Origin of the sequence: Streptomyces sp. NPDC048483, from assembly GCF_040651455.1 — a bacterium.
Taxonomy (GTDB): Bacteria; Actinomycetota; Actinomycetes; order Streptomycetales; family Streptomycetaceae; genus Streptomyces.
The window spans coordinates 22908-36542 of record NZ_JBEZJZ010000040.1 but is presented as its reverse complement, the minus strand read 5'-3'; the positions used below and the strand labels follow the sequence as shown (position 1 = coordinate 36542).

At 70.6% G+C, this 13635-nt stretch carries 7 protein-coding genes; 4 read left to right on the top strand and 3 right to left on the bottom strand.

What is annotated here, in order from left to right:
* The first annotated feature begins 17 nt into the window (after positions 1 to 17).
* Positions 18 to 992: a UDP-glucose 4-epimerase GalE gene (gene galE, locus AB0D04_RS21070; RefSeq protein WP_362705339.1), complete on the top strand. Its 975-nt coding sequence runs from the start codon at positions 18 to 20 to the stop codon at positions 990 to 992.
* Positions 993 to 1139: 147 nt separating this feature from the next.
* Here galE and AB0D04_RS21065 read toward each other — a convergent pair whose 3' ends face one another.
* Complete coding sequence (locus tag AB0D04_RS21065; protein WP_362705336.1) at positions 1140 to 3059, bottom strand: glycosyltransferase; 1920 nt, start codon at positions 3057 to 3059, stop codon at positions 1140 to 1142.
* A 350-nt stretch (positions 3060 to 3409) separates the two neighbouring features.
* On the opposite strand from AB0D04_RS21065, the gene AB0D04_RS21060 reads away from it, so the two are divergent.
* Positions 3410 to 5779, top strand: coding sequence for a bifunctional glycosyltransferase family 2 protein/CDP-glycerol:glycerophosphate glycerophosphotransferase (locus AB0D04_RS21060; RefSeq protein ID WP_362705333.1), 2370 nt, complete (start codon positions 3410 to 3412; stop codon positions 5777 to 5779).
* Between the two features lie 165 nt (positions 5780 to 5944).
* Here AB0D04_RS21060 and AB0D04_RS21055 read toward each other — a convergent pair whose 3' ends face one another.
* The gene (locus tag AB0D04_RS21055) at positions 5945 to 6580 is read right to left on the bottom strand and encodes a TetR/AcrR family transcriptional regulator (RefSeq protein ID WP_362705330.1); all 636 of its coding nucleotides are present in this window, start codon (positions 6578 to 6580) and stop codon (positions 5945 to 5947) included.
* Between the two features lie 143 nt (positions 6581 to 6723).
* Here AB0D04_RS21055 and AB0D04_RS21050 point away from each other — a divergent pair, with 143 nt between their 5' ends.
* On the top strand, positions 6724 to 7665 hold the full coding sequence (locus tag AB0D04_RS21050) for an ABC transporter permease (RefSeq protein ID WP_362705327.1): 942 nt from the start codon (positions 6724 to 6726) through the stop codon (positions 7663 to 7665).
* Positions 7652 to 8455, top strand: coding sequence for an ABC transporter ATP-binding protein (locus tag AB0D04_RS21045; protein ID WP_362705324.1), 804 nt, complete (start codon positions 7652 to 7654; stop codon positions 8453 to 8455). Before AB0D04_RS21050 ends, AB0D04_RS21045 begins: the two co-directional genes overlap by 14 nt.
* Positions 8456 to 8560: 105 nt before the next feature.
* Here the strand turns inward: AB0D04_RS21045 and AB0D04_RS21040 are convergent, their stop codons facing one another.
* Positions 8561 to 13519: an NAD-glutamate dehydrogenase gene (locus AB0D04_RS21040; protein WP_362705321.1), complete on the bottom strand. Its 4959-nt coding sequence runs from the start codon at positions 13517 to 13519 to the stop codon at positions 8561 to 8563.
* Positions 13520 to 13635 lie beyond the last annotated feature (116 nt).

Genomic DNA, 13635 nt, shown 5'->3' with positions numbered 1-13635 from the left:
CGACCTAGGATGGCGCTATGTCTTACTTGATCACGGGTGGTGCCGGCTACATCGGCGCCCATGTCGTACGGGCCCTGCACCAGGCGGGCGAGTCGGTCGTGGTGCTCGACAATGTGACGACCGGCATCGCCGACCGTCTCCCCGAGGGCGTCCCGCTGATCGTCGGCTCCACCCTCGACCGCGCGCTGCTGGACCGCACGTTCGCCGCGCACGACATCACCGATGTGGTGCACCTCGCCGCCAAGAAGCAGGTCGGCGAATCGGTCGAGATGCCGCTGCTCTACTACCGCGAGAACGTCCACGGCCTCCAGACCCTCCTGGAAGCCATGGCCGCGGCGGGCGTCGGCCGCCTCGTTTTCTCCTCCTCGGCCGCCGTCTACGGCATGCCCGACGTCGACCTGGTCACCGAGGACACCCCCTGTCTGCCGATCAACCCGTACGGCGAGACCAAGCTCGTCGGCGAGTGGATGGCCCGCGCGGTCGGCAAGGCGCACGGCATCAGCACCGCCTGCCTGCGCTACTTCAACGTCGCCGGCGCGGCCACCCCCGAGCTCTCGGACACCGGCGTCTTCAACATCGTCCCCATGGTCTTCGAAAAGCTCACCGAGGGCGCCGCCCCCCGCATCTTCGGCGACGACTACGACACCCCCGACGGCACCTGCATCCGCGACTACATCCACGTAGCCGACCTCGCCGACGCCCACGTGGCCGCTGCCCGCAAACTCGCCGAGCCCGGCCCGGTGCGCGACCTGACCCTGAACATCGGCCGCGGCGAAGGTGTTTCGGTACGCGAGCTGATCAGCCTGATCTGCGAGATCACCGGCCACGAGAACGTCACCCCCAAGGTCACGCCGCGACGGCCCGGCGATCCCGCCCGGGTGGTCGCCTCGGCCGACCGGATCGCCTCGGAGCTGGGCTGGAAGGCCCACCACGACGTACGGGACATGATCAGCTCGGCCTGGGCGGGGTGGGGGCTGCGCCGGGGGGCGTGACCACTCCTCGTCCGCGGCGCGCCTGGAGGCACCCGCTCCGCCCGTGGGGCGCGCCTGGAGGCACCCGCTCCCCCGTGCCCACGGGGCCGTCGGCCCTGTGGGCCGTGTCCCCGCGTCGTAAGAGCCGGTGTCTCCACCCCGGTCGGATCAGCGCACGGCCGGGGTGGAGACACCGGCTCTCAGGATCAGCGGGCCCTGGCCGTCGGCGGACCGCACCGGCAGTCGGCAGCGCAGCGCCCCCGCGGTGAGCCGTAGTGCCACCCGCCACGTCCCCTCCGGCGCACCGCGCAGCCGGGCCCGCACCGTGAACCGGTCCCCCGGTGCCCGCTCGGCCGTCGTGCGCAGCGCCACCGCATGCTTCGCGTCGAAGAGGATCAGCTGAAGCTCGGCGCCCAGGGGGCACCCGGGGAGGGTGACGCGGGTGGTGAGGGTGGTGCGGCCGGTGGGGTGGGAGGTGAGCTCCCCCCGGAGGTCGGCGCCCAGGGGGCGGCGTACGCCGCGGCCGTCGAGGTCGAGGTGGAGATGGCCGTGGGGGCGGGAGAGGAAGAGGGCGGCGACGGCGGGGCCCGCCGGGCCGCGGTCGACGAGGCGGGGGGCGAAGCCCGCGGGGCCCTCCGGGCACAGCCAGGCGGCGCGGCGTACGGCCGGTCCGGTGGCGCCGTATGCGGTGACCGCGATCTTCAGGCCCCAGACGCCGTCGGTCGGCGCGGCGCCGTCCGCGGCGGTCGCCGGGTCGAGGACGGCATGCCATCTCCCGTTCACGTGACGGGCGGGGAGGCGGTGTTCGGCGCCCCGGTGGCGGAGCACCAGATCGATGAAGTGGGCCGTGAGGCCGGGGAGTTCGGCGGTGCCGTGGAGGTGGAGGGTGCCGTTGTTCCAGTAGCAGTCCGTCAGGCGCTGGCGCAGGACGACGCGGCCGGTGAGGTCGTAGCAGGCGTCGGGGAGGGGGCGGGCGCGGTCGCGGAAGTAGGGGTAGGCGGCGTAGACGCGGCCGTCGGGGTCCACGTGGGGCGGGCCGGGCCGGGTTTCCGGGAGCTCGTGGGGCGGGCCGGGGCGGCGCTGCGTATCGGCGCGGACGATGGCGGTCAGCTGGTCGTCGAGGCCGGCGCGCAGGCAGTGGGCGCGCAGGCGTAGCCGGGGCGGCAGGGCCGCCAGGACGCGGTCGGTGAGGTAGCGGGCGACGAGGGGGCGGGCGGCGTTCGCCATGGCGCGGCGGCCGGCCGGGGTGCGGGCGAGGTAGGGGGCGGCGAAGGGCATGAGGATCTCGCCGTGGAAGTGGCGGACCATCAGTTTGTCGCGGTCGGGGCCGGGCGGGACCTCGGCGGCGACCAGATCGGCGAGGACGGTGGCGATGTAGGCGAGGTAGTCGGGCCAGTCGGTGTCCTGGCGGCTGGCGTTGCTGTCGTCGTCGCGGCCGTGGAGGTAGTAGCAGTCGTAGTCGGCCAGGACGGAGACCGTGCGGGCGCGCAGCAGTGCGGTGATGCCGAAGGGGAGGTCCTCGGCCAGGAGGCGGCCTTCGACGAAGCGGAGGCGGTGGCGGTCGAGGAAGGAGCGGCGGAAGAGTTTGTAGGCGGCCAGGGTCCAGTAGACCGGGGAGTCGAAGAGGGAGACGCGGGGGCTGGTCGTGCGCAGGTCGACGGGGGCGGTGCGGCCGTCGGCGCCGACCGTGCGGCCGTAGACGATGTCGGAGTGGCAGGTCTCGGCCATGCGGGTGAGGCGGGCGAGCGCTTCGGGGCCGAGGCGGTCGTCGGAGTCGAGGAAGAAGACATAGTCGCCCCTGGCGCGGGCGAGGCCGATGTTGCGGGGCCGGCCGGCGCCGCCGGATGCGGGGCGGTGAACGACCGTCAGGTTGGGGTGGGTGCGGGCGGCGTCCGTCAGCCAGGCGCCGCTGCCGTCGGTGGAGCCGTCGTCGACCGCGATCACCTCGATCCGGTCCTGGCGCAGCGTCTGCGCGAAGACCGAGCCGAGGCTGCGGTCGAGGTAGCGGCGGGTGTTGTGGACAGGGACGATCACGGAGACGGACGGCCGCGAGGTGTGACCAGGCGGGGGATTGTCGGTTGCGGCCACCACGTCTCCGTTCCCGCATACCGATGCGGCGAAACGAACATTTACGACATACCGCCCTCTGCCCGGGGCGGCCGGCGGCGGACCGGAGGGGCGACGGAGCGGTCGCGCAACGAGATCTCCTCATTGGCCCATCTAAAAGAAGACGGCCAAATCCGCTATTGGGTTGCCCCGAGAATCTCCCCCATCCACTAAGTCGCCACTTTCCTCGGCGCGCGATGTGTCGCACAGAACTTTCAGGTTACGAACAACAACCTTTTCAGGTGAACGGGAGTCGGATCACTGACAATGGAACCTGCCCTTTAGGGCTTTTTTGCGTTCTGTACTCAGCTCGTCACGAGGAGTAGTACCGCATGTCGGATATGGTCCGCGACGCCGCCGCACCCCGCTTCAGCGTCATCGTCCCGTGCTTCAGAGTTCAGGGGTATCTGCGGGAATGCCTGGACTCCGTTCTGGCACAGGACTTCCCGGACTTCGAGCTGATCGCCGTCGACGACTGCTCGCCCGACGCCAGCGGCGCCATCCTGGACGAGTACGCCGCGCTCGACGACCGCGTCCAGGTCCTGCACCTGCCGGAGAACGTCGGTCTGGGCCTGGCCCGCAACGCCGGGCTGGAGAAGGCCACCGGCGACTACGTCCTCTTCCTCGACAGCGACGACACCCTGGTGCCGGGCGCGCTCGACGCGCTCGCCGAGCGGCTGGCCGCCACCGAGGACCCGGAAATCCTGATCTTCGATTACGCGCGCACGTATTGGGACGGCTCCGCCCGGCGCAATGCGCTCGCCGAACTGCTCGATGAATCCGGCGCTCCCACATTTGCGCTGGCCGAGCGCCCGGAGATCCTCGATCTGCTGCAGATCGTCTGGAACAAGGCCTACCGCCGCGACTTCATCGAGGAACACGGTTTTGCATTCCCGGTGGGTTATTACGAGGACGCCCCCTGGACGTTCTGCACGCTGATCACGGCCCAGCGGATCGCCGTTCTGGACCGGGTCTGTCTGCACTACCGCCAGCGCCGTCAGGGCGGCAACATCCTGCGCACCACCAGCCGTAAGCACTTCGATGTCTTCGACCAGTACGGCCGGGTCTTCGGCTATCTCGACGCGCACCCCGAGCTCTCGCGCTGGCGCCCGCACATGTTCCGCAAGATGGTCGACCACTATCTGACCATCCTGGACAAGCCCGGCCGGCTGCCGCAGAGCGCCACGGCCGAGTTCTTCCACCGCGCCGCCCGCGACTACCGCATGCGCGTGCCGGCCGGATTCGTCCGCCCGACGGGGGTCGTCGGCGGCAAGTACGCGCTGCTCGCCAAGGACTCCTACCCGGCGCTGGCCGGCCTCAAGGTCGCCGGCAAGGTGCAGCGCACGGTCCGCAAGCACGCGGGCAAGCGGGTCCGGCAGGCGAAGAAGAAGGCCATGGACCTGCGGTACCAGGCGCTGCTGCGGCAGCCGCTGGACGAGAACCTCGCGGTCTACTCCGCGTACTGGAACCGGCTGCCGGCCTGCAACCCCCTCGCGATCTACGAGAAGGCCAAGGAGCTGGCCCCGGGCATGCACGGCGTCTGGGTCGTCAAGCAGGGCCTGGCCGACCAGGTCCCGGCCGGCGTCGATCATGTCGTCCTGAACTCGCCGCGCTACTGGGAGGTGGTGGCCCGCGCCAAGTACCTGGTCAACAACGTCAACTTTGCGGACGGTGTGGTCAAGCGCGAGGGGCAGATCCACCTCCAGACCCACCACGGCACCCCGCTGAAGTCGATGGGGGTCGACCAGAAGCGCTACCCGGCCGCCGCCAAGGGCATGAGCTTCCGCAAGCTGCTCGCGCGCGCCGACCGCTGGGACTACTCGCTCTCCGCCAACCAGCACACCACCGAGCAGTGGGAGCGCGTCTACCCCTGCAACTTCGCGTCGCTGGACGCCGGTTACCCCCGTAACGACGTCTACTACCGCGCCACCGCGCAGGACGTCCTCGGCATCCGCGAGCGCCTGGGCATAGCCCCCGACAAGACCGCCGTCCTCTACGCGCCGACCATGCGCGACTACCAGGTCGGCTATGTCCCCCGCCTCGACCTGGAGAAGATCTCCCGCGAGCTGGGCGAGGACTTCGTCCTGCTGGTGCGCACCCACTACTTCTACGACCAGGATCCCGTCCTGCAGGAGCTCCAGGAGCGCGGCGCGCTGATCGACGTCTCCGGGCACCCGGTCGTCGAGGAGCTGTGCCTGGCCGCCGACGCGCTGGTCACGGACTACTCGTCGATCATGTTCGACTACGCCAACCTCGACCGGCCGATCATCAACTACGCCGACGACTGGGACACCTACGTCCGCTCCCGCGGCGTCACCTTCGACCTGCTCTCGGGCAGGCCGGGCGACACCCCGGGCGTGATCGCCACCAGCGAGGACGAGCTGATCGAGGCGTTCCGCAGCGGCCGCTGGGACGACGAGCGGGCCACCGCGCTGCGGGCCGCCTTCCGCGAGCGGTTCTGCCAGTGGGACGACGGGCACGCCGCCGAGCGCGTGGTGCGCCAGGTCTTCCTCGGCCAGGAGGCCGCCCCCGAGCCGGAGCCGCTGGAGCGCCGCGCCGTGGCACCGCGGCCACGGGCGGCGGCCGCCGCGGCAGGGCTGGTCAAGCTGCCGGCGCAGCGGAAGGCGGGCGGCGACCGGATGACGGGCACCTCGGGGACCTCCGACGCCTCCGGCACTTCCGGGATCGAACTGGCGGGCTGACGGGAGTCCTTGGACTGCACAGACAAATCCCCCCGGCCGGATCGCGACCGGGGGGATTTCCCTGTGCAAGCAACACGACGCCGCCACGCCGCGGCGGGTCAAGAAGTGACGGCCCGGTGCGCGTACGGCTGAGGGTGACCGCTCAGCCGTACCGCGGCCTCGTGCTCACTCCGCCCCGAGGGCCACCGCGACCGAGCCCGCCAGCGCGTCGAGATATCCCTCGGGCAGGTCGTCGCGGACGACCACCAGCCGCCAGTAGAGCGGCCCGGTCAGCAGGTCCAGTGCCAGCCCGCCGTCGACACCGGCCGGGATCTCCCCGCGCTCGACGGCCCGCGCCACCATCGCGGTGGCGACGCCCTGCTGACTGTCGTGCAGGGCCGTCTTGAGCGCCTCGGCGAGCTCCGGGCTGCGGGCCGCCTCGGCCAGCAGGTCCGGAAGGATCTGCGAGGCCATCGGGTGCCGCAGCGCGCGGGCCGCGACCTCCAGCAGCATCCGTACATCGCCGCGCAGCGACCCGGTGTCCGGCGTCGGCAGGCCCGCGGCGGCCACCGCGGAGACCACGTCCAGCACGAGGTGCAGCTTCGAGCGCCAGCGCCGGTAGACCGCGGTCTTGCCGACGCCCGCGCGCCGCGCGATGCCCTCGATGGACATCCGGGCGAAGCCGACCGCGGCCAGCTCCTCGAAGACCGCGGCGCGGATCGCGGCGGTCTTGTCCTCCCGCAGCACGGCGGCGCCGGCCGGCGTCCGGCGCGCCGCCACGGGATCTGTCGCGCTGCCCTCGTGTGCCCCGTTCTTTGCCATGGCGTGAGCATAGCGTCACGACGCTACGGTTGCGTCTCGACGTGAGCTCCCTTTAGTGTCGACATCGTTGCGACGATACGGACCCGTTCCGTCGTCGCACGGCACCCGTTCCGCCGCCCCGTACACAAGCGAAAGCGGCCCTCATGCCCCAGACCCTCGCCCCGTCGAGCCCGGCCCCGGCGCCCGCCCGGATGCCCGGCCCCGGCGCGTCCCCTGACCCCGAGCTGCGCGCCCTGGCCGAACGCCACGGCCTCGCGGTGAGCGGTGTCCGTCCGTCGCTTCCCGAGTACACCCGCCAGTTGTGGCGCCGGCGGCACTTCATCACCTCGTTCGCCACCGCCAAGCTCACCGCGATGTACACCACCGCCAAGCTCGGCCAGCTGTGGCAGGTGATCACCCCGCTGCTCAACGCCGGCGTCTACTACTTGATCTTCGGCGTGCTGCTCGACACGAGGAAGCACGTCCCCGACTTCATCCCGTTCCTGGTGACCGGCGTCTTCCTCTTCACCTTCCTGCAGAACTCGGTGATGGCCGGAACGCGGGCGATCTCCGGCAACCTCGGCCTGGTGCGGGCGCTGCACTTCCCGCGCGCCTGCCTGCCGATCTCGTTCTGCCTGGCGCAGCTCCAGCAGCTGCTGTACTCCATGGGCGTGCTTGCGGTCATCCTGCTGTGCTTCGGACAGCTGCCAACCTGGTCGTGGCTGCTGGTCGTCCCGGCGCTGACGCTGCAGTTCGTCTTCAACACGGGCCTGGCGATGATCATGGCGCGGCTCGGCGCGCGGACCCCGGACCTGGCGCAGCTGATGCCCTTCGTCCTGCGGACCTGGATGTACGCGTCCGGCGTGATGTTCAGCATCAGCGTGATCCTCCAGGGCAAGCACCTCCCGAAGATCGTGGAGATCCTGCTCAACGCCAACCCCGCCACCGTCTACATCGACCTGGTGCGCTTCGCGCTGATCGACAGCTTCACCCAGCAGCAGCTGCCGCCGCACGTGTGGGCGTTCGCGGCCGGCTGGGCGCTGCTGCTGGGCGTCGTCGGCTTTGTGTACTTCTGGAAGGCCGAGGAGCGGTATGGACGTGGCTGAGGACAACAACGGCGGCCGGCCGACGGCGGCCACGCAGGAGCGGGTACCGACCGTGATCGCCGACGATCTGCACATCGTCTACCGGGTCTACGGCACCGGAGCGGGCAAGGGCAGCGCCACCGCGGCGCTGAACCGCATCGTCCGCCGCAAGCCCTCCTCGGGCGTGCGCGAGGTGCACGCGGTCAAGGGCGTCTCCTTCACCGCCTACCGGGGCGAGTCGATCGGTCTGATCGGCTCCAACGGCTCCGGCAAGTCGACGCTGCTCAAGGCGGTCGCCGGCCTGCTGCCCGCGGAGCGCGGCACGGTCTCCACGCACGGCCGGCCCTCGCTGCTGGGCGTGAACGCGGCGCTGATGAACGACCTGACCGGCGAGAAGAACGTCATCCTGGGCGGCCTGGCGATGGGCATGTCCCGCGAGCAGGTGCGCGAGCGCTACGACGGCATCGTCGACTTCTCCGGCATCAACGAGAAGGGCGACTTCATCTCGCTGCCGATGCGCACGTACTCCTCCGGCATGGCGGCCCGGCTGCGGTTCTCCATCGCGGCGGCCAAGGACCACGACGTCCTGATGATCGACGAGGCGCTGGCCACCGGCGACCGCGCCTTCCAGAAGCGCTCCGAGGCCCGCATCCGCGAGCTGCGCAAGGAGGCCGGCACGGTCTTCCTGGTCAGCCACAACAACAAGTCGATCCGGGACACCTGCCACCGGGTGCTGTGGCTGGAGCACGGCGAGCTCGTGATGGACGGCCCGACGGACGACGTGATCAAGGCGTACGAGGCGCACCGCTAGAGCGTCGGGCCGGGCGGCCGGCGAGGCGGGCGGCCCGGCCGCACGGAAACGGGGACGGCCCCGGAGCCTGAGCTCCGGGGCCGTCCGCCGTGCCGTTGCCGGGCGTCAGCTGTGCGTCCGCAGCAGCGTACGCATCGTCCGCATCGCCACCGACAGATTCGCCAGGTCGAAGCCCTCCGACCCGTGGATCTCCTCCAGCGTCGCGCGGGCGCGGCCCAGGATCGCCGCGTTGGCCTCTTCCCAGGCCTTGAACCGCTGCTCGGGCGTGGAGGTGCCGTTGCCCACCGCCAGGACGTCGGCGGTCAGCGCCGCATGCGCCGCGAAGAGGTCCTCGCGGATGGAGGCGCGGGCCATCGACTGCCAGCGGTCGTTGCGCGGCAGGTCCAGGATGCGGTCCAGCAGCTGGTTGATCCGCAGCCGGTCGCCCAGGTCGTAGTAGGCCTCGGCGACCTCCAGCGGCTCCTTGCCCGTACGGTCCGCGATGGCGACGATGTCCAGCGCCGGGAATACCGAGGAGAAGCCGGCCACCTGGACGGCCAGTGCCTCGGTCACCCCGCTGCCCGTCAGCTCCTCCAGGATCGTCTGGTACCACTCCACATCGCTGCCCTGCAGCAGCTTCGGCAGCTCCGCCCAGACCTGGGCGACCCGCTCGCTGAAGAACTCGATGGTCTCCGACAGCTCCAGCGGCTGCGGACGGTTGTTGAGCAGCCAGCGGGTGCCGCGCTCGACCAGCCGCCGCGAGTGCAGCCGGATGCGGGTCTGCACCTCGGCCGCGACGACATTGTCGAGCGCCTCGACGTCGTCCCAGACCTGGTTGAGCCGGAAGATCGCGCGGGCCGCGGTGTGCGCCCGGACGACCTCTTCGAGCGAGGCGCCGGTCTCCTCCCGCATGCGGTGCAGGAAGCTCGTACCGCCGGTGTTGACGGTGTCGTTGACCATCACCGTCGTCACGATCTCGCGGCGCAGCGCGTGCCCGTCGACCTGCTCGGGGAAGCGGTCGTGGAGCGCCGAGGGGAAGTAGGCGTGCAGCAGCCGCTGGAGGTAGGCGTCGTCCGGCAGGCCGGTCTGGATCAGCGCATCGGCCACCGTGATCTTGGTGTAGGCCAGGAGCACCGCGGTCTCGGGCTGGGTCAGGCCGCGCCCGGCGGTCAGCCGCTCGCGGATCTGCCGGTCGGTGGGCAGGAACTCCAGCGCCCGGTCGAGGTCGCCGTCGCGCACCAGGCGGCGCAGGAAGCGCTGCTGGGCGTGGAGCATGCTGGAGGACTGGGCGAGGGCCAGCGCCAGCGCGGTGTTCTGCGCGTAGTTGTTGCGCAGCACCAGCGCGCCGACCTCGTCGGTCATCTCGGCCAGCAGCTTGTTGCGCTGCTTGACCGTCATATCGCCCTCGGCGACGACCGAGTTCAGCAGGATCTTGATGTTCACCTCGTGGTCGGAGGTGTCCACACCGGCGCTGTTGTCGATCGCATCGGTGTTGATCTTCCCGCCGGCCGCGGCGAACTCGATCCGGCCCAGCTGGGTCAGGCCCAGGTTGCCGCCCTCGCCGACGACCTTGACCCGCAGGTCCTCGCCGTTGACGCGGATGGCGTCGTTGGACTTGTCGCCCACGTCGGCGTTGGACTCCGCCGAGGACTTCACGTACGTGCCGATGCCGCCGTTCCACAGCAGGTCGACCGGCGCCTTGAGGATGGCCTGCATCAGATCGGCCGGCGTCATCTTCTTCACGCCGGACTCGATGCCCAGGGCCGCCCGCACCTGCGCATTGATCGGGATGGACTTGGCCGAGCGCGGGTGGATGCCGCCGCCCTGCGAAAGCAGGTCGGTGTCGTAGTCGGCCCAGGAGGAGCGGGGCAGCTCGAAGAGCCGGCGGCGCTCGGCGTACGAGGTCGCCGCGTCCGGCTTCGGGTCGATGAAGATGTGCCGGTGGTCGAAGGCGGCCACCAGGCGGATGTGCTCGCTGAGCAGCATGCCGTTGCCGAAGACGTCACCGGACATGTCGCCGACGCCGACCGTGGTGAAGTCCTGGGTCTGGGTGTCGTGGCCCAGCTCGCGGAAGTGCCGCTCGACCGACTCCCAGGCGCCGCGGGCGGTGATGCCCATGCCCTTGTGGTCGTAACCGGCGCTGCCGCCGGAGGCGAAGGCGTCGCCGAGCCAGAATCCGTAGGACTGGGCGACCTCGTTGGCGATGTCCGAGAACGTCGCCGTGCCCTTGTCGGCCGCGACCACCAGGTAGGTGTCGTCCTCGTCGTGCCGGACGACGTTCTGCGGCGGCACGACCTCGCCGCCGACCAGGTTGTCGGTGATGTCCAGCAGACCGGAGATGAACGTCTTGTAGCAGGCGATGCCCTGGGCCAGCCAGGCGTCCCGGTCCACCGACGGGTCCGGCAGCTGCTTGCCGACGAAGCCGCCCTTGGCGCCGACCGGCACGATGACGGTGTTCTTGACCATCTGCGCCTTGACCAGGCCCAGGATCTCCGTACGGAAGTCCTCACGGCGGTCCGACCAGCGCAGACCACCGCGGGCGACCTTGCCGAACCGCAGGTGGACGCCTTCGACCTGGGGCGAGTACACCCAGATCTCGTACGCCGGGCGGGGCGCCGGCAGTTCGGGGATCGCCTGCGGGTCCAGCTTCATGGACAGGTAGGAGTGCGGGTTGCCCTTGCTGTCCTTCTGGTAGTGGTTGGTGCGCAGCGTCGCCTTGATGACGGTGAGGAAGGAGCGCAGGATGCGGTCCTCGTCGAGGGAGGCGACCTGGTCGAGTGCGGCCTCCAGCTCCTCCAGCAGGGCGTCGGTCAGCTCGGTGCCGGCCCGCTGCCGCTCCGGGGCCATCCGCGCCTCGAAGAGCGAGACCAGCAGCCGGGTGGTGTGGACGTTGTTGGAGAGGGTGTCCTCCATGTACGTCTGGCTGAAGGTGGCACCGGCCTGCCGCAGGTACTTGGCGTACGCGCGCAGCACCATCGCCTGGCGCCAGTTGAGGCCGGCCCGCAGCACCAGCTTGTTGAAGCTGTCGCTCTCGGCGGCGCCCGTCCACACCGCGGTGAACGCCTCCTGGAACCGCTCGCGGGCGTCGTCGCCGGCGACGTGCTCCGGCATCCGCAGGCCGAAGTCGTAGATCCAGGCGATGGTGCCGTCCGTGCGGCGCAGCTCGTGCGGGCGCTCGTCGATGACCTCGACACCCAGGCGGTTCAGGCCCGGCAGCACCCGGGACAGCGAGACCGGCTCGCCCGTGCGGTAGATCTTGAAGCGGCGCTCGCCGGGGCCCGCGCCGACCGGCTCGTACAGGCTGACGGAGAAGTCCTTGCCCGGCTCGCCGGTGAGCCTCTCCAGGTGCTGGAGGTCGGCGACCGCGCTGCGCGGGGAGTTGTCGGCCTTGTAGCCCTCGGGGAAGGCGTGGCTGTAGCGGCGCAGCAGCTCGGCGGCGCGCTCCTCACCGCACTCGGCGGTCAGCGCCTCACCGAACCCGTCGGCCCAGGAGCGGGCGGCCTCCACCAGACGGCTCTCGATGCGGTCCGCATCGGCGTCGGTGAGGTCCGGCAGGCTGGCACCCGGCTGGACCCGGATCACGAAGTGCAGCCGGGACAGGATCGACTCGGTGTTCCACGCGGTGAAGTCGACGCTGGTGCCGCCCAGCTCCTCCTTCAGGATGTCGATCAGCCGCAGCCGGACGCCGGTGGTGTAGCGGTCGCGCGGGAGGTAGACCAGCGCGGAGTAGTAGCGGCCGTACTCGTCCTGGCGGAGGTAGAGCCGCAGCCGGCGGCGCTCTTGGAGGTAGAGCACGCTGGTGGCGATGGCCTGGAGCTGGTCGACCGGGGTCTGGAACAGCTCGTCGCGCGGGTAGGTCTCCAGGATCTGCAGCAGGTCGCGGCCGTCGTGGCTGTTCGGGGTGAACCCGGCGCCCTCGAGGACCTCGTTGACCTTACGGCGGATGACCGGGACCCGGCGTACGGACTCGGTGTACGCGGCCGACGAGAACAGGCCCAGGAAGCGCCGTTCACCGACGACATTGCCGTCCTTGTCGAACTTCTTGACGCCCACGTAGTCCAGGTACGAGGGGCGGTGCACCGTGGCGCGGCTGTTGGCCTTGGTCAGGATCAGCAGCTTGTGCTCGCGGGCCTTGGCGCGGGCGTCGGCGGGCAGCCGGTTGAAGGACGGCGAGACGGGGTGGCCGGCGTCGCTCTCGCGGTGCTTGGGGTCGGCGCGCAGAATGCCCAGGCCCGTGCCGGGCACGGCGGTCAGGACGTCCTCGTCGGCGCCGTTCTCACCGGGCGCGGAGGCCAGCTCGTACTCGCGGTACCCCAGGAAGGTGAAGTGATCGGCGGCCAGCCAGCGCAGCAGCTCACGGGCCTCGTCGATCTCCCGGTCGCGCAGGTCGTCGGCGGTCGGCTCGGACGGCAGCTCCTCGGCGATGCGCACCGCACAGGCGCGCATCTTGTCCCAGTCCTCGACGCACTCGCGGACATCGGACAGCACCCGCAGCAGATCGGCGGTGATCTGCTTGAGGTCCTCGCGGTCGGTCTCACGGTCCATCTCGACATGGATCCAGGACTCGGTCACCGCGTCGTGCGGCCGCTCGGCGGCCTTGCCGTTGCCGTTCGGGTGGACGTCGCCGTTGGCGTCGAAGACCTCGATCAGCTTGCCGGCGACGTCCCGGCGGACGATCACCTGCGGGTGGATGACGACATGGATGCCCCGCCCCTGGCGCGAGAGCTCGTTCGTCACCGAATCGACCAGGAACGGCATGTCGTCCGTCACGACCTCGACGACGGAGTGGCTGCACGTCCAGCCGTTCTCCTCGACGGTCGGGGTGTGCACCCGGACGTTCGCGGTGCCCTGCGGGCGCATCTCCGCGAGGCGGTAGTGCGAGAGCGCGGCGCCGAAGACATCCACCGGGTCACGGTCGGTGAGATCCTCGGGGGCGGTGTGCAGGTAGTAGCGCTGGAGGTATCCCGTAAGGGTCTCCGGGTCGAGGCCGCGTACCGGGAGATGTCCCCCGGCCGGGCTGCTTTCAGCGACCCGGGCGGCCCTGGCGAGCAGCTCGGTCTTGGCTTCGTCCAGCTTGGTCTGCATGTCCTCTGGCTCCTGTCGCGCGCCGTTGCGTGACGTCGTGGAAGAACTCCGTGGAAGCTGCACAACGCCGCCGCGACGCGGGGTGTCCTGTCGAGGTCGACGCTATGCCGCGATGA

What these genes read in the sequence shown, in the direction of transcription:
- AB0D04_RS21040 (WP_362705321.1), bottom strand. Translation starts at nt 13,519, where the DNA reads ATGCAGACCAAGCTGGACGAAGCCAAGACCGAGCTGCTCGCCAGGGCC.
- AB0D04_RS21060 (WP_362705333.1), top strand. Translation starts at nt 3,410, where the DNA reads ATGTCGGATATGGTCCGCGACGCCGCCGCACCCCGCTTCAGCGTCATC.
- AB0D04_RS21050 (WP_362705327.1), top strand. Translation starts at nt 6,724, where the DNA reads ATGCCCCAGACCCTCGCCCCGTCGAGCCCGGCCCCGGCGCCCGCCCGG.
- AB0D04_RS21055 (WP_362705330.1), bottom strand. Translation starts at nt 6,580, where the DNA reads ATGGCAAAGAACGGGGCACACGAGGGCAGCGCGACAGATCCCGTGGCG.
- AB0D04_RS21045 (WP_362705324.1), top strand. Translation starts at nt 7,652, where the DNA reads ATGGACGTGGCTGAGGACAACAACGGCGGCCGGCCGACGGCGGCCACG.
- galE (WP_362705339.1), top strand. Translation starts at nt 18, where the DNA reads ATGTCTTACTTGATCACGGGTGGTGCCGGCTACATCGGCGCCCATGTC.